This window comes from Variovorax fucosicus, assembly GCF_030316825.1.
GTDB lineage: Bacteria > Pseudomonadota > Gammaproteobacteria > Burkholderiales > Burkholderiaceae_C > Variovorax > Variovorax fucosicus.
Map to the genome: position 1 here is coordinate 218,149 of NZ_JASZYU010000004.1, position 23,106 is coordinate 241,254.

Here is a 23,106-nt window from a genome sequence, read left to right on the forward strand (position 1 = left end):
GCTCGGTACAAAGTTCCGGCGAATAAGAGACGTTATTTTTTCAGGGCCATTGCCGCGCTTGCTGCAGCGCGGAAACCCTGTGTTAAGGTCACCTTTCCTATAACTCTTCCTTGAACACGGAGAATATCGTGAGCAACAAAGGGCAACTTTTGCAAGACCCGTTCCTGAACACTTTGCGTCGGGAGCATGTGCCGGTTTCCATCTATCTGGTGAACGGTATCAAGCTGCAGGGTCAGATCGAGTCTTTCGATCAGTACGTCGTTCTGCTGCGTAACACCGTCACCCAGATGGTCTACAAGCATGCGATTTCCACCATCGTTCCGGGCCGCGCGGTCAACTTCTCGGCTGCCGAGAGCGACGACGCGGCTGCTTGAGCGGTACGCAGCGCGGCGGCATTGCCCGTCGCGCCTTTCCTTGATCGGTACGCATCCGTTTGTCTGAGCTGACTTCACAACAGGAAGGCGCCGCCGTTCTCGTCGGCGTTGACTTCGGGTTGCCTCATTTCGACAGCGAACTGGAGGAACTCGGCCTGCTCGCGCAGACCGCGGGACTGCAGCCGGTGGCTCGCATCGTGTGCAAACGCAAGGCGCCCGACGCGGCCCTGTTCGTGGGCAGCGGCAAGGCCGACGAGATCAAGGAACTGGCTGAGCTCCATCGCGCGAGCGAGGTGATCTTCGACCAGACCCTGAGCCCGGCCCAGCAGCGCAACCTCGAGCGCCAGCTCGACGTTGCGGTGTACGACCGGACGTTCCTGATCCTCGAAATCTTCGCCCAGCGTGCGCGCTCGCACGAAGGCAAGCTGCAGGTCGAGCTTGCGCGGCTGCAATACCTCAGTACGCGCCTCGTGCGGCGCTGGTCGCATCTGGAGCGCCAGACCGGCGGTGCAGGCGTGCGCGGCGGCCCGGGCGAAAAGCAGATCGAGCTTGACCGCCGCATGATCAGCGAGTCGATCAAACGAACGCGCGAACGGCTCGTCAAGGTGCAAAAGCAGCGCGGCACGCAACGCCGCCAGCGCGAGCGGCGCGCGACCTTCAACATTTCGCTGGTCGGCTACACCAATGCCGGCAAGTCCTCGCTGTTCAATGCGCTGGTGAAGGCGCGCGCCTATGCAGCGGACCAGCTGTTCGCCACGCTCGATACCACCACCCGCAACCTGTACCTCGGCACGACCGCAGAAGGCGGGCGGCGGCAGGTTTCCATTTCCGACACGGTGGGGTTCATTCGCGATCTGCCACACGGACTGGTCGACGCCTTCAAGGCCACGCTGCAAGAGGCGGTCGATGCCGACCTCCTGCTGCACGTGGTCGATGCCTCGAACCCGAACCATCCTGAGCAGATGGCCGAAGTTCAGCGCGTGCTGGCCGAGATCGGTGCCGACACCGTGCCGCAACTTCTGGTGTTCAACAAGCTCGATGCCCTTGAAAGCGCGCAACATCCGCTGCATCTGCAAGACGAGATCGAAGTCGAGGGTGTCCAGGTGCCGCGCATTTTCCTCAGTGCCCATACGGGCGAGGGCGTGCCGGCGCTGCGGGCCGAACTGGCTTTGCGTTCCGGCTCCGTCGGCCCGGCCATGACCTTAGAGGCCGACGCTGAATTGCACGACGCAGCCCCTTGATTGGGCACAATCCCGCCACTGACGAGAGAAGAAGCCAAACGAATGAATGCAATGCCAGTGTGGAGACGGTTTCAGGGCATGTTCAACCTGAACGACGGCCGATGGGGCCGGGGCGACGACACGTCGACCAATGGTGAACAACGCCCGGCTGGCAATCGGCCCGATGGCGAGCCGCCGGCTGTGCCGCCGCCGCCCCCGTCACCCCCGCCGCAACCGAATCGTCCGCGCGGCCAGGGCCCGAACCAGGGCCCGCCCGATCTCGATGAACTCTGGCGCGATTTCAACCGCAAGCTCGGCGGCCTGTTCGGCGGCGGACGCGGCGGCGACAACAACAATCGCCCCACCGGCGGCAACGGCGGTGGCTTCCAGCCCGACATGAAAAACGCGGGCTTCGGCCTCAGCCTGGTGGCCGGCGTTGCAGTGCTGATCTGGCTCGGCACCGGATTCTTCATCGTGAACGAAGGCCAGCAGGCCGTCATCACGCAATTCGGCCGCTACAAGACCACGGTCGGCGCGGGCTTCAACTGGCGCCTGCCTTACCCGATCCAGCGCCACGAACTCGTGGTCGTCACGCAGATCCGTTCCACCGACGTGGGCCGTGACAGCATCGTGCGCTCGACCGGCCTGCGCGAATCCGCCATGCTGACCGAGGACGAGAACATCGTCGAAATCAAGTTCGCCGTGCAATACCGCCTGAGCGATGCGCGTGCCTACCTGTTCGAGAGCAAGAGTCCGGCCGACGCGATCGTGCAGGTGGCCGAAACGGCTGTGCGCGAAGTCGTTGGCAAGATGAAGATGGACAAGGCGCTGGCCGACGAGCGCGACCAGATCGCGCCGCGCGTGCGTGCGCTGATGCAGACCATCCTGGATCGCTACAAGGTCGGCGTCGAGGTGGTCGGCATCAATCTGCAGCAAGGTGGCGTGCGTCCGCCCGAGCAGGTGCAGGCTGCCTTCGACGACGTGCTCAAGGCCGGCCAGGAACGCGAGCGCGCCAAGAACGAAGCCCAGGCCTATGCCAACGACGTGATCCCGAAGGCGACCGGCACTGCCTCGCGGCTCAAGGAAGAATCGGAAGCCTACAAGGCCCGGATCGTGGCGCAGGCACAGGGTGACGCCGGCCGCTTCAGCCAGGTGCTGACCGAATACCAGAAGGCGCCGCAAGTGACGCGCGACCGCATGTACACCGACGCGATGCAGCAGATCTACGCGAGCACCACCAAGGTGCTGGTCGATTCGAAGCAGGGCTCGAACCTGCTCTACCTGCCGCTCGACAAGCTGATGCAGATGAGCGGCCAGGGCGCGGGCCCCACGCCCAGCGATGCGGCGAGCCCGAACGTGGCGGGCACGGCGCCCGCCCAGTCTTCGGTGATTCCGGTGGCCCCGGCATCCAGTGGCGATACGCGTGCCCGCGACGGCCGCTCACGTGACCGCGACGGTCGCTAAGCGGAGAACAAGACATGAACAGAATCGGATTCATCGCAACGTCGTTCCTGGTGGCGCTTGCGCTGCTGAGCTCCACGCTTTTCGTGGTCGACCAGCGCCAGTTCGGCGTGGTCTACCAACTCGGCCAGATCAAGGAAGTGATCACCGAGCCCGGCCTCAATTTCAAGATGCCGCCCCCGTTCCAGAACGTCTCGTACATCGACAAGCGCCTGCTGATGCTGTCGAGCCTCGACACCGAGCCGATGCTCACCGCCGAGAAGCAGCGCGTCGTGATCGACTGGTACGTGCGCTGGCGCATCAGCAACCCGTCTGAGTACATCCGCAATGTCGGCCTCGACGAGAGTGCCGGCGCGATGCAGCTCAACCGCGTGGTGCGCAATGCGTTCCAGGAAAACATCAACAAGTACACGGTGCGTGACCTGATCTCGGCCAGCCGCGAGAAGCTCATGGCCGATGTGCAGCGCGAGGTGCTTTCGGTCGTCAAGGGGGCGAAGCCCTGGGGCGTGGACGTGGTCGACGTGCGCATCACGCGGGTCGACTATGTGGAAGCCATCACCGAATCGGTGTACCGCCGCATGGAGGCGGAACGCAAGCGCGTCGCCAACGAATTGCGCTCGACCGGCTTTGCCGAAGGCGAAAAGATCCGCGCCGATGCCGACCGTCAACGCGAAGTGACGGTGGCCAACGCCTACCGCGACGCGCAGAAGATCAAGGGTGAAGGCGATGCACAGGCCGCCACCGCGTATGCCGAGGCGTTCGGTAAGGATCCGCAATTCGCGCAGTTCTATCGCAGCCTCGATGCCTACAAGCAGAGCTTCAACAAGAAGAGCGACGTGATGGTGCTCGACCCGTCGTCCGACTTCTTCCGCGCCATGCGCGGTTCCGGGTCGAACACGGTGAATTCGGTGGCGCCGCCCAGCCGCCGTTAGCAGGCCGCGGCGATGAGCTCCGAGGTTTTCTGGAGCGCACTGGCCCTGGTGCTGGTGATCGAAGGCGCCATGCCGTTCCTCTCGCCGGGCAGCTGGCGCAAGGGCTTCCTGCAGTTGCTGCAGTTGCGCGACGGGCAACTGCGCTTCTTCGGGCTCTGCAGCCTCCTGCTCGGCCTGGCGCTGCTCTGGCTGGCGAACTAGCCGTCCGGGTGCGGACCGCGGTCGGGGGCCTCGGGGCACCCGGTAGAATCCGCATTTAACCCACGCCTCCTTTTCCCATGTCCGCTTGGGTCCTCCCGGATCACATTGCCGATGTGCTGCCTTCAGAGGCGCGCCACATCGAAGAACTTCGCCGTCAGCTGCTCGACACCGCCCGTGGCTATGGCTACGAGCTGGTGATGCCGCCGATGCTCGAGCACCTTGAATCGCTGCTTTCTGGCACCGGCGAGGCGCTCGACCTTCAAACTTTCAAACTGGTCGACCAGCTCTCGGGCCGGACGATGGGCCTGCGCGCCGACACCACGCCGCAGGTGGCACGTATCGACGCGCACCTGCTGAACCGGCGCGGCGTGGCCCGGCTCTGCTATTGCGGCCCGGTGATCCACACCCGGCCGGACCGACCACACGCCACGCGCGAACCGCTGCAGTTCGGCGCAGAAATCTACGGCCACGCCGGCCTCGAGGCCGATACCGAAACCCTGCTGCTGGCGCTCGACTGCTTGCGCGCCGCGGGTGTGGGCGAGGGGGTGCTGGTCGACCTGGCCGACGCCCGCATCGTGCGTTCGCTGCTCGCCGACGTGCCTGTCGACGCCCCGGCGCTGGCGCGCGTCCATGCGGCGCTTGCCACCAAGGACAGCAGCGAACTGCGTGCGTTGACGCGGGACTTCCCCGTGGCCGCACGCGAAGGCCTGCTGGCGCTGGTTCAGCTCTATGGCGATGCGGCGGTGCTCGCCGAGGCTGAAAAGGCGCTCAAGGGATCGCCTGCCGTGCGCGAGGCGCTGAACGACCTGCGCCAGCTCGCCACCCGCCTGCGCGGCGCCAACGTGAGCTTCGACCTGTCCGATCTGCGCGGCTATGCCTACTACAGCGGCATGCGCTTCGGCATTTACGTCGAAGGCGCGGCCGATGCACTGGTGCGCGGCGGCCGCTACGACGAAGTCGGCGCCGTGTTCGGCCGCAACCGGCCGGCCGTCGGCTTCAGCCTGGATCTGCGCGAGCTGGTCGAAGTGCTGCCGGCCCGGCCCCTGCGCGCCGCGGTGCGTGCGCCCTGGAGTGATGCCGCCGGCCTGCGCGACGCGATCGCGTCGCTGCGCCGGCAGGGCGAAACCGTGGTCTGCGTGCTGCCCGGCCATGACAGCGAGATCGACGAGTTCCATTGCGACCGCGAGCTCGTCGAGCGTGCCGGTCAATGGACCGTCAAAGCCATCTGAATTTCTGTTTGAGAAGCGAGTAGACATGAGCGTTACCACCGGAAGAAACGTGGTCGTCGTCGGCACCCAGTGGGGCGACGAGGGCAAGGGCAAACTGGTCGACTGGCTGACCGAAAGCGCCCAGGGCGTGGTGCGCTTCCAGGGCGGCCACAACGCGGGCCACACGCTCGTCATCAACGGCGTGAAGACCGCGCTGCATCTGATCCCCAGCGGCATCATGCGTCCCGGCGTCAAGTGCTACATCGGCAATGGCGTGGTGCTGTCGGCCGGCAAGCTGTTCGAAGAAATCGAGGGGCTCGAGAAGGCGGGCGTCGAGGTGCGTTCGCGCCTGCGCATCAGCGAGGCCTGCCCGCTGATCCTGCCGTTCCACGCCGCGCTCGACATCGCGCGCGAGAACTACCGCGAGAAGGGCGGGGTCGAGAAGATCGGCACCACCGGCCGCGGCATCGGCCCGGCCTACGAAGACAAGATCGCGCGCCGCGCGCTGCGCGTGCAGGATCTGAAGCACCCGGAGCGCTTCGCTACCAAGCTGCGGGTGCTGCTCGACCTGCACAACCACGTGCTGACGCAGGTGCTGAGCGCCCCGGCCATCGACTTCGACATGGTGTTCGAAGAAGCCATGCGCCATGCCGAACTGCTCAAGCCGATGATGGCCGACGTGTCGCGCGAGCTCAACGACGCGCACCGCAACGGCGCCAACCTGCTGTTCGAAGGCGCGCAGGGCACGCTGCTCGACGTCGACCACGGCACCTACCCGTATGTCACGTCCAGCAACTGCGTGGCCGGCAATGCGGCCGCCGGTGCGGGCGTGGGCCCGGGCATGCTGCACTACATCCTGGGCATCACCAAGGCCTATTGCACGCGCGTCGGCGGTGGCCCGTTCCCGACCGAGCTCGACTGGGAAGAGCCCGGCACGCCCGGCTATCACATGAGCACCGTGGGCGCCGAGAAGGGCGTGACCACCGGCCGCAGCCGCCGTTGCGGCTGGTTCGACGCGGCGCTGCTCAAGCGCTCGGCGCAGGTCAATGGACTCTCGGGCCTGTGCATCACCAAGCTCGACGTGCTCGACGGCCTCGAAAAGCTCGAGCTTTGCACCGGGTACGAACTCGATGGCGAGATCACCGACATCCTGCCGATGGGCGCCGACGAAATCGAGCGTTGCACGCCGATCTACGAAACGCTCGAGGGCTGGACCGAAAGCACGGTCGGCGTTACGCAATACGACAAGCTGCCGGTCAACGCGCGGCTCTATCTACAGCGCATCGAGCAGGTCACGGGCGTGCCGATCCACATGGTGTCGACCAGCCCGGATCGCGATCACACGATCATGATGCGCCACCCGTACCTTGCGGACTAGCCTCTCCCCCAGGCTTGCCCACTTCGTGTGGCCGCCAACCCCCTTCCGGGGGCAACACCAGCGGCCCGGCAAAGCCGGTTCCGCGGTGTTTCACGAATGAGTAAAGACTGAAGGAATCCACGCCATGTTGACCGAAGACGGCAAGCACCTCTACGTGAGCTATGACGAGTACCACAACCTGATCGAGAAACTCGCGATCAAGGTGCATCAGTCGGGCTGGGAGTTCGACAACATCCTGTGCCTGGCGCGCGGCGGCATGCGCCCGGGCGACATGCTCTCGCGCATCTTCTCCAAGCCGCTGGCAATCATGTCGACCAGCTCCTACCGCGCCGATGCGGGCACCGTGCAGGGCCATCTGGACATTGCGCGCTTCATCACCACGCCCAAGGGCGAGATCGCCGGCAAGGTGCTGCTGGTGGACGACCTGGCCGACTCCGGCCACACGCTGCATGCGGTGGTCGACATGCTGCGCACCCAGTACAAGCCGATCACCGAGCTGCGCACGGCCGTGATCTGGACCAAGGCGTTGTCGACTTTCACGCCCGACTATTCGGTCGAGTTCCTGCCGACCGACCCGTGGATCCACCAGCCCTTCGAAGGCTACGACACCCTGGGGGTCGAGAAGCTCATCGAGAAGTGGTCGGTGTGAGCATGGCGGTGTAGCGCCGCTGCATCTCCTCCGGTGAAAGGTCTTCGATGCTGTGCCCGACGTTCCAGCGGTGGCCGAACGGGTCGATGAAGCTGCCCGAGCGTTCGCCGTAGAACTGGTCTTGCACCGCTATCTGTAGCGTGGCGCCGGCCTCGATGGCGCGCCCGACCACGGCGTCGGCGTCGTCCACATGCAGGTGCAGGGTCACCGGTGTGGCGCCGATGCTGCGGGCGCCGCGAATATCGTATTCAGGAAACTCGTCCGACAGCATCAGCGTGCCGCCGCTGCCGAAGTCGAGTTCGGCATGGCCGATGCGGCCGCTCGGCTCGGTGAGTCGGAATTTCTCGGTTACGCCGAACACCTTGCCGTAGAAGGCGATGGCTGCGGCGGTGTCGTGCACGCAGAGGTAGGCAAAGAGTTCATGAATGATGGTCATGGCAACACTCCGATCGCGGCAATGAAGGCCTGATTCTGCGGGCACTGGCGGTGCGGTGTCTTGGAGAAAATTGAACTCATACGGTCTTGCATTCACAGAGTCCACGATGTTGATCTGAGCGCTGAGGTTCCGGGGCGGGCTCCCTTGTGCAGCTAGCATTGGCGACATGCGCCATCAACCCATCACCGATCTCATCCATCATCCGTACCAGCCCCCCGCCAGGTTCGCGGCACCACAGCCCGGCATCTACAAGGCCTCGACCGTGTTCTTTGCCGACGTCGCCGCAATGCGCGCGCGCGACTGGAAGACCAAGGCCGGCTATACCTACGGCCTGCACGGCACGCCGACCACCTTCACGCTCGAAGAGCGGCTGGCCACGCTCGAAGGCGGCACCCAGTGCCTGCTGGTGCCGAGCGGCCTGGCCGCGATCTCGCTGGTGTGCTTCGCCTTCCTGAAGACCGGCGACGAGGTGCTCCTGCCCGACAACGCCTATGGTCCGAACAAGGCGCTGGCGGCAGGTGAGCTGGCCAACTTCGGCATCACGCACCGCACCTACGACGCGATGAACCCGGGCGATCTGGCGGCCAAGCTGTCGGAGCGCACCAAACTCGTGTGGGTGGAGGCGGCAGGCTCGGTGACGATGGAGTTTCCCGATCTGCCGGCGCTGGTCGCCATCTGCCGTGCGCGCGGCGTCATTACCGCGCTCGACAACACCTGGGGCGCCGGCCTGGCCTTTGCGCCCTTCGATTTCAACGGCACGGGGCGAGGCGTGGACGTTTCGGTGCACGCCCTCACCAAGTACCCCAGCGGCGGCGGCGACGTGCTGATGGGCAGCGTGGTCACCCGCGACGACGGGCGCCTGCACCAGGCGCTCAAGCTCACGCACATGCGCATGGGTTTCGGTGTGGGCGTCGGCGATGTCGAGACGCTGCTGCGGTCGTTGCCGAGCATTGCGCTGCGCTATGCGGCCCACGACCTCGCCGCGCGCGAACTGGCGCGCTGGCTCGGCACGCGCGACGAGATCGTCCAGGTGCTGCATCCGGCCGTTGCCGGCTCGCCGGGCCACGCCAACTGGCGCGCACTCTGCGGTGCCGCCGACCTGGCGGCAGGGCTGTTCTCGGTGGTGTTCGACGAGCGCTTCAGCAGCGAGCAGGTCGACCGCTTCTGCGACGGCCTGCAGTTGTTCCGGCTCGGCTATTCCTGGGGCGGCCCGATCAGCCTCGTGGTGCCCTACGACATCGGCCTGATGCGCGACGCCAGCGTGGCGCGCTGGCCACACAAGGGCACGCTGGTGCGTTTCTCGATCGGGCTGGAAGCGGTTTCCGACCTTCAGGCCGACCTGGCGCAGGCGCTCGACGGCATGGCGTCCTGAGGCCCCGCCGGCGCGTTTTCGCGCCGTCCTTTATCGCTTACAGTGGGGTGCAGATTTTGCCCCGCTTCCGGGGCGCGCATCAGGAGCAACATGGCCGCACCCAACTACGGATACGAGAAGCGTCAGAAAGAACTGGCCAAGAAAAAGAAGAAGGAAGAAAAGCTGCGCGACAAGGCCAATCGCAAGCTGGGCCCGAGCAGCGAAGGCCTGATGCCCGGCGACCCGGAAACCGACGTGGCCTCGCTCGAGCGCGACGCGCCGATCGCGCCGGTGCTGCCGACCAAGAACGGCTGAGCCGTCTCTGCTGCACCCTCCCGTCCGAAGCCGCCGCCTGCCGGGTGCAGGGGCGGCTTTTTATTTGAGCAGTTTGCGCAGTTCCGGCCAGATGTTGTCGAGGATGCGCGGATGCGCGGCCGCGACCGGATGAATCCGGTCGGCCTGGAACATCGCCGCCGCATCCGGGCCATCGGCCACGCCCTTGAGCATGAACGGCACCATGGGCACCTTGCTGATCGTGCTCACGCTCGCGAAGATCTTCGAGAAGCTGTTGAGGTAGGCCATGCCGTAGTTCGGCGGCACCTGGATGCCGACGATCAGCACCTTGGCGCCTGCGGCCTTCGAGGCGTCGACCATGGCTGCAAGATTCGCTTGCGTCTGCGTGACGGGCAGGCCACGCAACGCATCGTTGGCGCCGAGTTCGATCACCACGGTGTCGGGCTTGTGCTGGTTCAGCAGGGCAGCAAGGCGCGACTTGCCGCCGGCCGTGGTCTCACCGCTGATGCTGGCATTGACAATGCGTGCAGGAATCTTTTCCTTGGCCAGCCGCTGCTCCAGCAGCGCAACCCAGCCTTCGCCGCGCTTGAGGCCGTACTCGGCACTCAGCGAGTCGCCCATGATCAGCACCGTGGGCCCGCTGCCCGATTGCGCCCACGCAGCGGCGGCCGGAAGACCCGCCGCAATGGCCAGCGTGGCGGCCGAGATAAAGTGTCTGCGATTCAAAACGAGAGCCCTTTCAATGTCCGCACCCCGAGCCGAGCAGATCGTTGCCGTCGAACATGTTTTCAAGTCCGTCACCGACTCGACCGGTACGCTGGACATTCTGCAGGACATCGATTTCACCCTTGGTGCCAGGGAGACCGCCGCCATCGTCGGCGCCTCCGGCTCGGGCAAGAGCACGCTGCTGTCGATCGTCGCCGGGCTCGACACGCCGACGCGCGGCACGGTCAGGCTGGCCGGTGCCGACATCTTCGCCATCGATGAAGACGACCGCGCCGCGCTGCGCGCGCAGAAGGTCGGCTTCGTGTTCCAGAGCTTCCAGCTGCTGGCCAACCTCAGCGCGCTCGAAAACGTGATGCTGCCGCTCGAGTTGGCCGACCGCAGAGACGCACGCAAGGCGGCCACCGAAATGCTCGGCCGCGTCGGCCTTGGCCAGCGGCTCGGCCACTATCCCAAGGTGCTGTCGGGCGGCGAGCAGCAGCGCGTGGCGCTGGCCCGCGCCTTCGTCGTGCAGCCGGCCCTGCTGCTGGCCGACGAGCCCACCGGCAGCCTCGACTTCGCCACCGGCGAGCAGGTGATGGAACTGATGTTCGACCTGAACCGCGAACTCGGCACCACGCTCGTGCTCGTGACGCACGACCGCGGCATCGCGCAGCGGTGCGAGCGCCGCATCACGATCGAGGCGGGCCGCGTCGCAAGTCCATGATCATTCCCGCGCACTGGGCCGAGGGCCGAATCCAGCAACGTGTCGACGGGCGCCAGATCACGGTGCGGCGCTTCGGCTGGTCGGACGAAAGCCCCGAGGCCGCCCAGGCGCATGCCGACGCACGAACCCAAGCCGCCTTCGGCCGCATCGTTTCCGGCGAGAAACTGGAGCGGCGCGAGCGCAAGGTGGCCTACAACGGCGCCGACGGCACGCCGATCCGCGAAGAGATCGTGGTGCGCGAGGGTGACACCGTCGTCACGCGCAACGGCTACGGCGCGCTGTGCCTCAACACGCCCGATGTGCTGTTCGTCGACATCGATTTCGACATGGGGCGGCCTGGCGGCGCCTTCGAATATGCGATCGGCCCGGCCCTCATCGCCGGCTTGCTCTCCGGCTACGCGGGCAGGTCGTGGATCGGCGGTGCGGTGGCGGCGCTCATCGTGTTCATCGTGGGGTACCGCATCGGCCTGCAACGCAAGCGGGGCGAGGGCGGCATCAACCCCGCGCCCGAGCAGCGCGCCGGCAAGCGCATTGGCCGGTTCATGCAGCAGCATCCGGACTGGCACCTGCGCATCTACCGGACGCCGGCCGGCTTTCGCCTGCTGGCGATGCACGACATCTTTGCGCCGGCGGATCCCGTCGTGGCCGAGTGCTTCAGCCAACTCGGCGTCGACAAGGTTTACGCGCGCATGTGCCTCAACCAGAACTGTTTTCGGGCGCGCGTGAGCGCCAAGCCCTGGCGCATCGGCATCGCGGAGCACATGCGTCCGCGGCCCGGCGTGTGGCCAGTGGCGCCCGAACGGTTGCCGGCGCGTGTGGATTGGGTGGCGCGCTACGAAGCGGCGGCGCGCGGCCACGCGGCTTGCCGATTCCTCGAGGCAGTCGGCAGCGGCACGGTGCACCCGTCCGCGCAGCGCGTGCAGGCCCTGCACGACGAACTCAGCCGCGCGCAGAGCGAACTGCCTATCGCCTGAGCGGGCCCGCGGATAATCCCCGCATGTCTTCCCCCAAAGTGATTTTCGGCTTCCATGCCGTGGGCGTGCGCATCAAGACCGCGCCGCAATCGGTGCTCGAGGTGTTGTTCGATGCGAGCCGGCGCGATGCGCGCATGAAACAGTTCATCGCCCGCGCGCAGGACGCCGGCGTGCGGCTGGTCGAAGCCGACGCGCTGCGCATTGCCAAGCTGGCCGGCAGCCATGGGCACCAGGGCGTGGCCGCGCGCGTGGAGCCGATGGCGCAAACCCACTCGCTGGACGAACTGCTCGAAGGCCTCGAAGCTGCGGGCACCGTGCCGCTGCTGCTGGTGCTCGACGGCGTGACCGACCCGCACAACCTCGGCGCCTGCCTGCGCGTGGCCGACGGGGCCGGCGCGCACGCGGTGATCGCGCCGAAGGATCACGCGGCCGGCATCAACGCCACCGTGGCCAAGGTCGCGAGCGGTGCGGCCGAGACCGTGCCGTACTTCATGGTGACCAACCTCGCGCGCACGCTCGGCGAACTCAAGGAACGCGACATCTGGTGCGTCGGCACCAGTGACGACGCACCCGGCACGCTCTACCAGTGCGACCTGAAGCGCGCCGTGGCGCTGGTGCTCGGTGCCGAAGGCGAGGGCATGCGCCAACTCACGCGCAAGACCTGCGACGAACTCATCAGCATCCCGATGGCGGGCGCGGTGGAAAGCCTCAACGTCTCGGTGGCAAGCGGGGTCTGCCTGTACGAGGCGATGCGCCAGCGCGGCGGCTGAACGCGAGCACGGTCATCGCCAATGGCGATGGTGTGCCGGGACACCGCTTCTTACACTCGGTGTCTCGAGACCGAGACTACAAGACGGCAAGTGAAGTGTGCGGCCGCAGGAAACAAAGAACCCCCCACCCCATGCAAAAGAGATCGCTCCTCATCGCCGCACTCGCCCTGAGTGCCGCCTTCACTGTCCCGGCCCAGGAGGCCTGGCCGACCAAGCCGGTGCGCATGATCGTGCCGTTCCCGCCCGGCGGCGGCACCGACATCCTGGCCCGCCTGGTGGCCAACAAGCTCACCGAAACGGCGAAATGGACGGTGATCGCCGACAACCGCGCCGGGGCCGGCGGCACCATCGGCATCGCCGAGGCCGCAAAGGCCGCACCGACCGGCTACGACATCGTGATGGGGCAGAAGGACAACATGGTCGTCGCGCCGTGGCTCTACAAGAGCCTGAGCTACGACCCGACCAAAGACCTGGTGGCCGTGGCCAGCGTGGCCTACACGCCGGTGATCATCGGCACCAGCGCCAACTCGCGCTTCAAGACGCTGGCCGATGTGGTGAACGCGGCGCGCGCCGCGCCGGACACCATCACCTATGGCTCGCCCGGCAATGGCACCACCATCCATCTGGCCGGCGAGATCTTCAAGACCTCGGCCAACATCTCGATGCGGCATGTGCCCTACAAGGGTTCCGGCCCGGCGCTCATGGATGTGCTGGCGGGCAATGTCGACCTGCTGGTGTCGTCGGTGCCGTCGGCCATCGCGCAGATCAAGTCCGGCAAGCTGCGGCCGCTGGCCGTGACCTCGGCGGCGCGCAGCACCTCGCTGCCCGACGTGCCCACGGTGGCCGAGCTCGGCTACAAGGGCTTCGACGTGAGCACCTGGTACGGCATCTTCATGCCGGCGCGCACTCCGCCAGAGGTGGTGAACGCGATGAACCGCAAGGTCAACGAACTGCTCGCCACGCCCGAGATGAAGGCCGCCATCCATGCCCAGGGCGCCGAGCCGCTGCCGATGACGCCGGCGCAGTTCTCGACCGTCGTGAAAGAGGACTACCTGAAGTGGAAGGGCATCGTGGCCGCCTCGGGCGCCACGATCGAATAAGCCTCTTCCGGTTCAGCGGCGGCCGAAGCTACCGCGGTCACGTCAGGCCAGCGCAAAGAAGCGCATCACGACCTGTGCCGGGTGCCGCACGCCGACGCCGACGAACAGGCGCTCGTTGATCCAGCGCAGTGCCGGCGCTGCAGTTTCGAAACGCGGACTGCAGCGAAAGTAAATCTGTGAGGGGTCGACCGGCTCGCCGCGAAGCAGCGACGCCATCACCTCGGCCGGCGCCGCGCGCACGGCGTGGTTCTGCACGTAGATCAACTCGCCGGCTTCGGTTTCGAGGCCGTAGCGCGCGTCCAGGATGGACAACGTGTCGCTCACGATCAGCTGGAAGTCGCTGCCACCCGGCAACACCCGAGCGCGCCAGCCATGCCCGCTCGCGCTCCCGCCGTGAATCGGCACCACGCGGCGCAGGCCGCCGGGGCCGCTGCCGAGCACCTGCGGCGTGCCGACCTCGACCTGCAGGTCGGCAAAGTGTTCGAGGGTAGGCGGGGCGAGCGGATCGGTCAGGATGGATCCTTGCTCCGCGTGCGGCTCACCGCGCTGAAGATGCCGAGACCCAGGATGATCAGCGCACCGATGCCGATGTAGAGCGTCGGCACGCCGGCGACCGAGGCGCCCCAGATGACGCCGGCCATGAAGATCAGAAACCCGACCATGTAGAGCGCGAAAGACATCGTTTTTCTCCAGGAGCTGTGATGCGCTGAAGTATCCGGAACCCGCCAGTGGCGCGACCCGGCGCGCGTCGCCAGTTGCTGTGGGAAAGTGCCTACTGTGCGGCCTTGGCGGTTTCGGCGCTGGCGGCTTCGAGCAGCGCAATCGATTCGGGCGGCAACTGGAGCTGGGCCGCTGCCACCAGTTCGTCGAGCTGTTGCAGGGTTGTTGCGCTCGCGATCGGCGCCGTCACCGCCGGGCGCGCAATCTGCCAGGCGATGGCGACCTGTCCTGGCTTTGCACCGAGCGCGCCGGCCACCTGGTCGAGCGCGTCGAGGATGCGCAGGCCGCGCGCGTTGAGGTACTTCTTCGTCGTGTTCGCGCCGCGCTGGCTCTTGCCGGCATCGGCTGCGCTGCGGTATTTGCCGGTGAGGAAGCCTGCGGCCAGCGCGTAGAAGTTGATCACGCCGACGTCGCGCGCCAGGCACAGCGGCTCCAGCGCCTCTTCGAACACCGCGCGGTCGTACAGGTTGTAGAGCGGCTGCAGGCTTTCATAGCGCGGCAGCCCGAGCCGCTCCGACACGTCGAGTGCCTCGGCCAGCCGCGGCGCCGTGAAGTTCGAGGCGCCGATGGCGCGCACCTTGCCGGCCTTGATCAGTTCGGCGAAGGCGCCGAGCGAGTCTTCCATCGGCGTGTTCGGGTCGTCGTCGTGCGACTGGTAGAGGTCGATGTGGTCGGTCTTAAGGCGCTGCAGCGACGCGTCCACGGCCGTGCGGATGTACGCCGGCGCGAGGCCGATCTTGCCTTCGCCCATCGGCTTGCCGACCTTGGTGGCCAGCACCACCCGGTTGCGCTTGCCGCTCTGGCGCAGCCATTTGCCGATGATAGTTTCGGATTCGCCGCCGCTGTGGCCGGGCACCCAGCTCGAGTACACGTCGGCGGTGTCGATGAAGTTGAAGCCGGCGTCGAGCCAGGCATCGAGCAGGCGGAACGACAGCGCTTCATCGACCGTCCAGCCGAACACGTTGCCGCCGAAAGCCAGCGGAGAGACTTGAAGGCCGGAGCGGCCGAGGGCGCGGAGTTGCAAGGCGATGTCCTTTCGAAGTTCAAACGAAGCCGAGGGCGCCCAGCGCGGCACCCGCGCCGAGCAGCCAGAGCAGATGGATACGGGTGCGCCACACCACCAGCGCGGCAATACCGCTTACCAGCCAGAGGTGCCAGTTCGGCACACCGACGGCATGGTTGCCGTTGGCCAGCACCCAACCGGTGGCGATCAGCAGGCCGATCACGATCGGTGCCATGCCCTGCTTGAAGGCGCGCACGCCGCGCCGGTCGCGGTTGCGATGGCCCCAGCGCGTCGCGAGGTAGGTGAGGGTGGTGCTCGGCAGCATGATGCCGACCATCGTGGTCATGAGGCCGAACAGGCCGAGCGCCCAGGCATGCCAGCCCGCGCCGATGCCGCCACCGGCGTTGATGCCGACGTTCCATCCCATCAGCGCGACGAACAGCACGTTGGGCCCCGGAGCGGCCTGCGCGATGGCCACCGACGAGGTGAACTGCGCGTCGCTGAGCCAGCCGTGTTCGGCCACCAGGTAGCGGTGCATGTCGGGCACGGTGGTGATGGCGCCGCTGATCGAAAGCAGCGACAGCATCAGGTACTGCGCGAACAGGCCCAGCCAGTCCTGCCAGTGCATCACGAAGGTCATGCCGGAATCTTTCGCCAGGTCCACACGCAGGCCGCGCCACCGAAGGCCAGCAGCACCCACAGCAGCGGCCAGCGCAAACCTGCGATCGCGATGGCGACGACGGCAACGAACGCGAGGCACACGCCGAACCCCAGCGGGTGCCGGCGCAGCTGCGGTACCAGCTTGATGCCGGTCGCAGCGATCAGGCCGCCCGCCACTGCGCCCATGCCGCGCAGCGCGCCTGCCACCTGCGGATGGCCGGCGTACTGCGCATAGAGCAATGCCAGCGCGAGGATCACGAACAGGGGCACGGTGAGCATGCCGGCCACCGCGGCAATGGCGCCACGCAAGCCGAAGTAGCGGTCGCCGATCATCAGCGACAGGTTGACCACGTTGGGGCCGGGCAGCACCTGCGCCACGGCCCAGTCTTCGAGAAACTGGTCGGGGCTGAGCCAGCGCTTCTTTTCGACCATTTCGCGCTGCACCACGGCCAGCACGCCGCCGAAACCCTGCAGGGCCAGCCAGGTGAAAGAGACAAACAGGTCGCGAGGAGATTCGGGGCGGGCAAGTTCGACCGGTGAGGCCGTCCCGGCGAGGGCTGGAGGCATGGGCACGATTATGGGCCGGGCCGGGCGTCGACGTGCGGCACCAAGTCGCGGCAGTGGCCGACACGGCGGTGCGGCGGTGCGGGCCTATGCTGGCCCGGTTTCAACATCGAAGGAGTCAACACCATGAACCCATACGGCACTTTGCTGCGTGCTTCCCTTGTGGCCGGCATCGCCACCGTCGCGCTCGCAGGCTGCGGAATGATGGGCGCGTCCAAGACGACGAGCTTCAGCGGCGCCATGAACGCGGCGAGCGAGGTTCCGCCCAACATGACGCGCGGCAGCGGCATGGCCGAGGCTTGGCTCAACAAGGACACCAACGTTCTCAAGTACAAGATCACCTACAGCGGCCTGAGCGGCCCGGCCACGGCGGCGCATTTCCACGGCCCGGCCTCGGCCGGCGAGAACGCAGGCGTGGTGCTGCCATTCGCCAGTGCCGCCAGCCCTATCGAGGGGCAGGCCACACTCACCCCGGCGCAAGCGGCGGATCTGATGACCGGCAAGTGGTACGCCAACGTGCACACGGCCGCCAACCCGGCCGGCGAGATCCGCGGGCAGCTGCTGCCGAAGATGTAAGTCAGCTTGGCCAAAGGAGGCTGGTGTCCAATGACGGCATGAGCACGCCGCCCACGAAAACCCATCCTTCTTCCCGCGCCTCCCGACCCACCCGCACTTCTTCTCCCACTTCCCACGCTTCCCCCGCTCTCCCCGACATGCGCTTCGCCCGCAAGGCCCTGGTCTTGCAGGGCGGCGGCGCGCTGGGCTCCTACCAGGCTGGCGTGTACGACGCGTTGAGCCGCCATCGGGACCAGCCGCAATGGATTGCGGGTGTCTCGATCGGTGCCATCAACGCGGCGCTGATTGCGGGCAACGCGCCGGAGCGGCGCGTCGCGCGGCTGCGCGAGTTCTGGGAACTCGTGTCATCCGGCCCGTCGCAGCGGCTGCCGAGCTGGATGGGGGACCGCGCCACGCTCAACCAGTGGAGCGCGAACCTCGCGTCGCTGTTCGGCATCCCCGGCTTCTTCAAGCCACGCGTGTCGCCGCAGCTGATGCTCGGCGGCGCCGCGCCGCTGCTGAGCTACTACGACACCTCCCCGCTCAGGGAAACGCTCGAGCGGCTGGTCGACTTCGATCGCATCAATGCGCGCGAAATGCGCTTGAGCTTGGGCGCGGTCAATGTGCGCAATGGCAATTCGGTCTATTTCGACAACGCCGTGCAGAAGATCGGCCCCGAGCACATCATGGCCAGCGGCGCGCTGCCACCGGGCTTCGCGCCGGTCGAGGTCGACGGCGAGCAGTACTGGGACGGCGGGCTCGTCTCCAACACGCCGCTGCAGTACGTGCTGGACAACCACCCGCGCAGCGAAGCGCTGGTGGTGCTGCAGGTCGACCTGTTCAATGCACGCGGGCCGCTGCCGACGACCTTGTCGGAAGTCATGGAGCGGCAGAAGGACATCACCTACTCGAGCCGCACTCGCATGAACACCGATGCGCTGGCCGCGAACATGAACCTGCAGCAGGCCATTGCCGACCTGATCGACAAGCTGCCGGCGGGGCTGCGCAACGACCCGAGCGTGGCGGCGATCCAGTCGCAACTCACGCACCAGCCGATCGACATCTTTCACCTGATCTACCGCGACAAGCCCTACGAGCGCGACTCGAAGGACTATGAGTTCTCGCGCGCGACGGTCGAAGAGCACTGGGAAGCCGGGGCTCGCGACATGCGCTGCACGATGGGCCATCCCGAAGCGCTGCGCAGCGACGTGCAGAGCAACGGCGTGACCACCTTCGACCTCGGCGAGCCGGGCGCGATCCGCGTCAAGCGGCCGATGTAGACAGGGGACACCTGACGCCTTACTTCACTCTCCCGCAAACAAGGAACACACCATGCAACTCAAGGACAAGGTCGCTTTCATCACCGGCTCGGCCAGCGGCATCGGCAAGGAGATCGCCATCGTGTTCGCGCAGGAAGGCGCGAAGATCGTGATCGCCGACCTGAACAAGGCGGCGGCCGATGCCACTGCCGCGGAACTCAAGGCGACCGGCGCCGAGGCCATCGGCGTGGGCGTCGACGTGACCAGCGAAGACCAGGTCAATGCCGCGGTCGAGGAGGCCGCTGCGGCCTTCGGCGGCATCGACATCCTGATCAGCAATGCCGGCATCCAGATCGTGCACCCGGTCGACGAGTTCAGCTTTGCCGACTGGAAGAAGATGCTGGCGATCCACCTCGACGGCGCGTTTCTCACCACCCGGGCCTGCCTGAAGCACATGTATGCGCAGGGCCGCGGCGGCAGTGTGATCTACATGGGTTCGGTGCACTCGAAAGAGGCTTCGATGCTCAAGGCACCGTACGTCACCGCCAAGCACGGCCTGATCGGCCTGTGCAAGACGGTCGCGAAAGAGGGCGCGAAGCACGGCGTGCGTGCCAACGTCATCTGCCCCGGCTTTGTGCGCACGCCGCTGGTCGAAAAGCAGATTCCCGAGCAGGCCAAGACGCTGGGCATCACCGAAGAAGAGGTCGTCAAGAACGTGATGCTCAAGGAAACCGTGGACGGCGAGTTCACCACCACCGACGACGTGGCGCGCGTGGCACTCCTGTTCGCGGGCTTCCCGACAAATGCGCTGACCGGACAGTCGCTGGTGGTGAGCCACGGCTGGTTCATGCAGTGATTGTTGCTCGCCCCCAGGCTGCGCGGCACTGCGTGTCCGCTTCGCCAACCCCCTGCCGGGGGCAACACCGGCGGCCCGGCGGAGCCGGTTCCGCGGTGTTCCGCGAAAACTCCCGCCCCTAGGATCGCTCGCTTAGAGTTTCAGGGTCCAGGTTTCGCCGACCAAGTGCTGGCCGAAGCCTTCGTAGGGTTCCGATTTGGTGAGGCGGAAGCCGCGCGTGGCGTAGATGCCGCGCGCGGCGGCAAGGCAGCTGTTGGTCCACAGCACCATCGTCTTGTAACCCTTGCGGCGTGCGAAGGCGATGCATTCGTCGGTGAGGCGCCCGCCGAGTCCCAGGCCGCGGGCTTGCGGCGCAAGGATCAGCATGCGCAATTGCGCCGTGCTGGCCGATTTGCGCGCGACGAACACGGCGCCGACGCGTTCGCCATTGAGTTCGGCGATCCAGCAGCGCTCCCATTCGGGCTGGAACTTGCGCAGGAACCGGCCCGCGATGTCGGCCACCAGCCCCTCGAACTCGCTGTTCCAGCCGTACTCGCGTGCGTAGATCTCGCCGTGCTGCTGCACCACCCAGCCGATGTCGCCGGGGGCCGGGTCGCGCAGCACGGCGGTGACCGGCTTCGTGAAGGCTGGCCGTTCGGGGTCGAGCAGCGTCTGCACGGTGGCCATGGCTTCGACCACCTGCTGCCGCTCGGCCGCAGTGAGCGGCGCCAGCAGCCCGGCGGCCTCGTCGCGTGATCGCTGCTGCAGCGGTGCGAAAGCGGCGTGGCCGGCTTCTGTTAGTGCCAGCAGGCTCTGGCGGGCATCGGCGGGGTGGGGTAGGCGTGTGAGCCAGCCCGCCTTGTCGAAGCGGCGCAGGATGCGGCTCAGGTAGCCGGGGTCGAGCCCGAGTGCCTTGCCGATCTCGCTGGCAACCGGCTTTTCGCGGTGCGCCAGCGCGTAGAGCACGCGCACGTCGGTCAGCGACATCTCGCTGCCGAGGTAGGAGCCGAGCGCGCCGATGCGCGCGGTATAGAAGCGGCTGAACTGGCGCACCGCCTTCACGGCGGCGGCATCGGGTGCGTGCGAACTCGACGACATGGTTGCCATTGTCATTCAATATGATTGACAAAAGCAACCATATGTCTGTGGCATCGCCACGTCGCCGCATGGCCTTGCAGGCGACAGAGTCGCCCTGAAACCTTAAAATCGCGGGTTGCCCGAAACGGGCCTCCACGGCGCTCTTGCATTGCGCCAGCCCGCTCCCCATGAACGCCCCCGTCGACGTCTCCTTTTTTCACCGCGCCGCCAAGCCGCTGACCAGCTACCGCAAGTACTGGGCGGCCCGCTTCGGCACGGCGAAATTTCTCCCGACTTCGCGCAAGGAGATGGACGCGCTCGGGTGGGACAGCTGCGACATCATCGTGGTGACCGGCGATGCCTACGTCGACCACCCCAGCTTCGGGATGGCCGTGATCGGCCGCATGCTGGAGGCGCAGGGCTTTCGCGTCGGCATCATCGCCCAGCCCGACTGGCAGAGCGCCGAGCCGTTCAAGGCGCTGGGCAAGCCGAACCTGTTCTTCGGCGTGACGTCGGGCAACATGGATTCGATGATCAACCGCTACACGGCCGATCGCAAGATCCGCAGCGACGATGCCTACACGCCCGGCGACGTCGGCGGCAAGCGGCCCGACCGCGCGGCCATCGTCTATTCGCAGCGCTGCAAGGAAGCCTGGAACGACGTGCCGATCATCCTCGGCGGCATCGAAGGCAGCCTGCGCCGCATCGCGCACTACGACTACTGGTCGGACAAGGTGCGCCGCTCGGTGGTGGTCGATTCGAAATGCGATCTGCTGCTCTACGGCAATGCCGAGCGCGCCATCGTCGAGATCGCGCACCGGCTGGCCGCCAAAGAGCCGGTGCAGCAGATCACCGATGTGCGCGGCACCGCGTTCGTGCGGCGTGAAACGCCGGAAGGCTGGTTCGAGATCAACTCCACCAGCGTGGACGAACCTGGCCGCGTCGAGGCGCACGTCAATCCGTACCTCATGGTGTCGGACCAGGCCAAGGCCAACGGCGCGACCTGCGCGCGCGAGGACGAAGCCGAGGCGGTCGCGGTGGCCGCCGAGGCGGGCGCCGTTGCCGCGGTATCCAACCCGGCCATCAAGCCGCTGACCTTCGTGCCCAACCCGGCGCTGCGGGCCCGCATCAAGGTGCCGCCGCGCGAGCATTCGGTGATCCGCCTGCCGTCCTACGAGCAGGTGCGCGCCGACCCGGTGCTCTACGCGCACGCCAACCGCGTGCTGCACCTCGAAACCAACCCCGGCAATGCGCGTGCACTGGTGCAGACGCATGGCGAGGGCGCAACCGCGCGCGACGTGTGGATCAACCCGCCGCCGATTCCGCTGACCACGGCTGAAATGGACCACGTCTTCGACCTGGCCTATGCACGCAGCCCGCATCCGCGCTATGCCGACGAGGCTGGCGGCCACGATGGCGCGACCAAGATCCCGGCCTGGGAAATGATCCGCTTCAGCGTGAACATCATGCGCGGCTGCTTTGGCGGCTGCACCTTCTGCTCGATCACCGAGCACGAGGGCCGCATCATCCAGAGCCGTTCGGAAGAGTCGATCATCAAGGAGGTCGAGGCCATCCGCGACTCGGTCAAGGGCTTCACCGGCACCATCTCCGACCTCGGCGGCCCCACGGCCAACATGTACCGGCTCGGCTGCAAGAGCCCCGAGATCGAGGCCGCCTGCCGCAAGCCCAGCTGCGTTTACCCAGGCATCTGTTCGAACCTCGGCACCAACCACGATCCGCTCATCAAGATCTACCGTCGCGCGCGCTCGTTGCGGGGCATCAAGAAGATCCTGATCGGCTCCGGCCTGCGCTACGACCTGGCCGTGCAAAGCCCCGAGTACGTGAAAGAGCTGGTGCAGCACCACGTGGGCGGCTACCTGAAGATCGCGCCCGAGCACACCGAGCAGGGCCCGCTCACCAAGATGATGAAGCCGGGCATCGGCAGCTACGACAAGTTCAAGCAGCTGTTCGAGAAGTTCAGCGCCGAGGCCGGCAAGAAGCAGTACCTGATTCCGTACTTCATCGCCGCGCACCCGGGCACCAGCGACGAGGACATGATGAACCTCGCGATCTGGCTCAAGAAGAACGGTTTTCGTGCCGACCAGGTGCAGACGTTCTACCCGTCGCCGATGGCCACGGCGACGGCGATGTACCACACCAACAAGAACCCGCTGCGTAAGATCACGCGCGAGAGCGAGACGGTGGACATCGTGCGCGGCGACAAGCGCCGCCGTCTGCACAAGGCCTTTCTGCGCTATCACGATGCCAACAACTGGCCGCTGCTGCGAGAGGCGCTCAAGAGCATGGGCCGCGCCGACCTGATCGGCAACGGCAAGCACCACCTGATCCCGACCTGGCAGCCGTTGACCGACGGCAGCTACACCAGCGCGCGCAAGAAGAATTCGAGCGCGTCGGTGGAAACGGTCAAGGCCTCACCCGTCACCAAGGGCCGCCTGCTCACGCAGCACACCGGCCTGCCGCCGCGTGACAACGGGTCGGGGCGCAAGGCCAAGCCAGTGATTCGCAAGGGCCGCTGACCTCCGTTACGGCCTGGTTGTTGGAAGCAATGGCCTCCTTGCGGGCGTCGCCGGGTATCTCGATCGTCATGGGATTTATCTGGTCGTCGGCGCGCCAGTCTAGGCCACGGCGAGATTGG

26 protein-coding genes are annotated in these 23,106 nt (G+C 66.5%); 18 read left to right on the forward strand and 8 right to left on the reverse strand.

Annotated features, from left to right (window positions below; translation table 11 throughout):
- Positions 1-128 precede the first annotated feature (128 nt).
- The 8 genes from hfq (at position 129) to QTI05_RS23210 (ending at position 7,423) form a co-directional block, all read left to right on the forward strand.
- Positions 129-374, forward strand: a complete 246-nt coding sequence (gene hfq / locus QTI05_RS23175; RefSeq protein ID WP_162566896.1) for an RNA chaperone Hfq — start codon at positions 129-131, stop codon at positions 372-374.
- 59 nt (positions 375-433) lie between these two features.
- Positions 434-1,615 (forward strand): GTPase HflX, encoded by a 1,182-nt coding sequence (hflX, locus tag QTI05_RS23180; RefSeq protein ID WP_286619763.1) that lies wholly within the window; start codon positions 434-436, stop codon positions 1,613-1,615.
- Between the two features lie 78 nt (positions 1,616-1,693).
- Positions 1,694-3,058: an FtsH protease activity modulator HflK gene (hflK, locus tag QTI05_RS23185; protein ID WP_286619765.1), complete on the forward strand. Its 1,365-nt coding sequence runs from the start codon at positions 1,694-1,696 to the stop codon at positions 3,056-3,058.
- Positions 3,059-3,072: 14 nt separating this feature from the next.
- On the forward strand, positions 3,073-3,987 hold the full coding sequence (gene hflC / locus QTI05_RS23190; RefSeq protein ID WP_286543023.1) for a protease modulator HflC: 915 nt from the start codon (positions 3,073-3,075) through the stop codon (positions 3,985-3,987).
- A gap of 12 nt (positions 3,988-3,999) precedes the next feature.
- On the forward strand, positions 4,000-4,188 hold the full coding sequence (locus QTI05_RS23195) for a DUF2065 domain-containing protein (RefSeq protein WP_286543024.1): 189 nt from the start codon (positions 4,000-4,002) through the stop codon (positions 4,186-4,188).
- Positions 4,189-4,265: 77 nt separating this feature from the next.
- Positions 4,266-5,417 (forward strand): ATP phosphoribosyltransferase regulatory subunit, encoded by a 1,152-nt coding sequence (locus QTI05_RS23200; protein ID WP_286543025.1) that lies wholly within the window; start codon positions 4,266-4,268, stop codon positions 5,415-5,417.
- A gap of 25 nt (positions 5,418-5,442) precedes the next feature.
- On the forward strand, positions 5,443-6,774 hold the full coding sequence (locus QTI05_RS23205) for an adenylosuccinate synthase (protein WP_286543026.1): 1,332 nt from the start codon (positions 5,443-5,445) through the stop codon (positions 6,772-6,774).
- A 124-nt stretch (positions 6,775-6,898) separates the two neighbouring features.
- The gene (locus tag QTI05_RS23210; RefSeq protein ID WP_286543028.1) at positions 6,899-7,423 is read left to right on the forward strand and encodes a phosphoribosyltransferase; all 525 of its coding nucleotides are present in this window, start codon (positions 6,899-6,901) and stop codon (positions 7,421-7,423) included.
- Here the strand turns inward: QTI05_RS23210 and QTI05_RS23215 are convergent.
- On the reverse strand, positions 7,401-7,859 hold the full coding sequence (locus QTI05_RS23215; RefSeq protein WP_286619767.1) for a VOC family protein: 459 nt from the start codon (positions 7,857-7,859) through the stop codon (positions 7,401-7,403). The genes QTI05_RS23210 and QTI05_RS23215 overlap by 23 nt on opposite strands.
- 166 nt (positions 7,860-8,025) lie before the next feature.
- Between QTI05_RS23215 and QTI05_RS23220 the strand changes: the two genes are divergently transcribed.
- Together QTI05_RS23220 and QTI05_RS23225 are read left to right on the forward strand one after the other, a co-directional pair.
- Entirely contained in the window at positions 8,026-9,231 is a 1,206-nt protein-coding gene (locus QTI05_RS23220; protein ID WP_286543030.1) for a PLP-dependent transferase, read from the forward strand.
- Between the two features lie 90 nt (positions 9,232-9,321).
- On the forward strand, positions 9,322-9,525 hold the full coding sequence (locus QTI05_RS23225; RefSeq protein WP_286543031.1) for a hypothetical protein: 204 nt from the start codon (positions 9,322-9,324) through the stop codon (positions 9,523-9,525).
- 60 nt (positions 9,526-9,585) lie between these two features.
- Here the strand turns inward: QTI05_RS23225 and QTI05_RS23230 are convergent, their stop codons facing one another.
- Positions 9,586-10,230 (reverse strand): arylesterase, encoded by a 645-nt coding sequence (locus tag QTI05_RS23230; protein WP_286543033.1) that lies wholly within the window; start codon positions 10,228-10,230, stop codon positions 9,586-9,588.
- Positions 10,231-10,246: 16 nt separating this feature from the next.
- Here QTI05_RS23230 and QTI05_RS23235 point away from each other — a divergent pair, with 16 nt between their 5' ends.
- From QTI05_RS23235 to QTI05_RS23250, 4 genes are all read left to right on the forward strand, one after another.
- Positions 10,247-10,933, forward strand: a complete 687-nt coding sequence (locus tag QTI05_RS23235) for an ABC transporter ATP-binding protein (RefSeq protein ID WP_286543035.1) — start codon at positions 10,247-10,249, stop codon at positions 10,931-10,933.
- The gene (locus QTI05_RS23240; RefSeq protein WP_286543036.1) at positions 10,930-11,907 is read left to right on the forward strand and encodes a hypothetical protein; all 978 of its coding nucleotides are present in this window, start codon (positions 10,930-10,932) and stop codon (positions 11,905-11,907) included. The genes QTI05_RS23235 and QTI05_RS23240 overlap by 4 nt, the downstream gene beginning before the upstream one ends.
- Positions 11,908-11,930: 23 nt before the next feature.
- Complete coding sequence (rlmB, locus tag QTI05_RS23245) at positions 11,931-12,677, forward strand: 23S rRNA (guanosine(2251)-2'-O)-methyltransferase RlmB (RefSeq protein WP_286543038.1); 747 nt, start codon at positions 11,931-11,933, stop codon at positions 12,675-12,677.
- 131 nt (positions 12,678-12,808) lie between these two features.
- Positions 12,809-13,777, forward strand: a complete 969-nt coding sequence (locus QTI05_RS23250) for a Bug family tripartite tricarboxylate transporter substrate binding protein (protein ID WP_286543040.1) — start codon at positions 12,809-12,811, stop codon at positions 13,775-13,777.
- 42 nt (positions 13,778-13,819) lie between these two features.
- Here the strand turns inward: QTI05_RS23250 and QTI05_RS23255 are convergent, their stop codons facing one another.
- The 5 genes from QTI05_RS23255 to QTI05_RS23275 form a co-directional block, all read right to left on the reverse strand.
- A complete protein-coding gene (locus QTI05_RS23255; RefSeq protein WP_286543627.1) occupies positions 13,820-14,290 on the reverse strand; it encodes a DUF3237 domain-containing protein in 471 nt (156 codons plus the stop codon).
- Complete coding sequence (locus QTI05_RS23260) at positions 14,287-14,457, reverse strand: hypothetical protein (RefSeq protein ID WP_286543041.1); 171 nt, start codon at positions 14,455-14,457, stop codon at positions 14,287-14,289. Before QTI05_RS23260 ends, QTI05_RS23255 begins: the two co-directional genes overlap by 4 nt.
- Positions 14,458-14,549: 92 nt before the next feature.
- Positions 14,550-15,521, reverse strand: a complete 972-nt coding sequence (locus QTI05_RS23265) for an aldo/keto reductase (RefSeq protein WP_286543044.1) — start codon at positions 15,519-15,521, stop codon at positions 14,550-14,552.
- Between the two features lie 19 nt (positions 15,522-15,540).
- The gene (locus tag QTI05_RS23270; protein ID WP_286543046.1) at positions 15,541-16,140 is read right to left on the reverse strand and encodes a chromate transporter; all 600 of its coding nucleotides are present in this window, start codon (positions 16,138-16,140) and stop codon (positions 15,541-15,543) included.
- Positions 16,137-16,727: a chromate transporter gene (locus tag QTI05_RS23275; protein WP_286619769.1), complete on the reverse strand. Its 591-nt coding sequence runs from the start codon at positions 16,725-16,727 to the stop codon at positions 16,137-16,139. Before QTI05_RS23275 ends, QTI05_RS23270 begins: the two co-directional genes overlap by 4 nt.
- A 123-nt stretch (positions 16,728-16,850) precedes the next feature.
- On the opposite strand from QTI05_RS23275, the gene QTI05_RS23280 reads away from it, so the two are divergent.
- The 3 genes from QTI05_RS23280 (at position 16,851) to QTI05_RS23290 (ending at position 19,394) form a co-directional block, all read left to right on the forward strand.
- A complete protein-coding gene (locus QTI05_RS23280; RefSeq protein ID WP_286543050.1) occupies positions 16,851-17,300 on the forward strand; it encodes a CHRD domain-containing protein in 450 nt (149 codons plus the stop codon).
- A gap of 137 nt (positions 17,301-17,437) precedes the next feature.
- Complete coding sequence (locus tag QTI05_RS23285; RefSeq protein ID WP_286619770.1) at positions 17,438-18,559, forward strand: patatin-like phospholipase family protein; 1,122 nt, start codon at positions 17,438-17,440, stop codon at positions 18,557-18,559.
- Positions 18,560-18,611: 52 nt separating this feature from the next.
- Entirely contained in the window at positions 18,612-19,394 is a 783-nt protein-coding gene (locus tag QTI05_RS23290; protein ID WP_286543054.1) for a 3-hydroxybutyrate dehydrogenase, read from the forward strand.
- A 132-nt stretch (positions 19,395-19,526) separates the two neighbouring features.
- Here the strand turns inward: QTI05_RS23290 and QTI05_RS23295 are convergent, their stop codons facing one another.
- Positions 19,527-20,486, reverse strand: coding sequence for a bifunctional helix-turn-helix transcriptional regulator/GNAT family N-acetyltransferase (locus QTI05_RS23295; protein WP_286543055.1), 960 nt, complete (start codon positions 20,484-20,486; stop codon positions 19,527-19,529).
- 152 nt (positions 20,487-20,638) lie between these two features.
- Here QTI05_RS23295 and QTI05_RS23300 point away from each other — a divergent pair, with 152 nt between their 5' ends.
- The gene (locus tag QTI05_RS23300) at positions 20,639-22,987 is read left to right on the forward strand and encodes a YgiQ family radical SAM protein (protein WP_286543057.1); all 2,349 of its coding nucleotides are present in this window, start codon (positions 20,639-20,641) and stop codon (positions 22,985-22,987) included.
- Positions 22,988-23,106 lie beyond the last annotated feature (119 nt).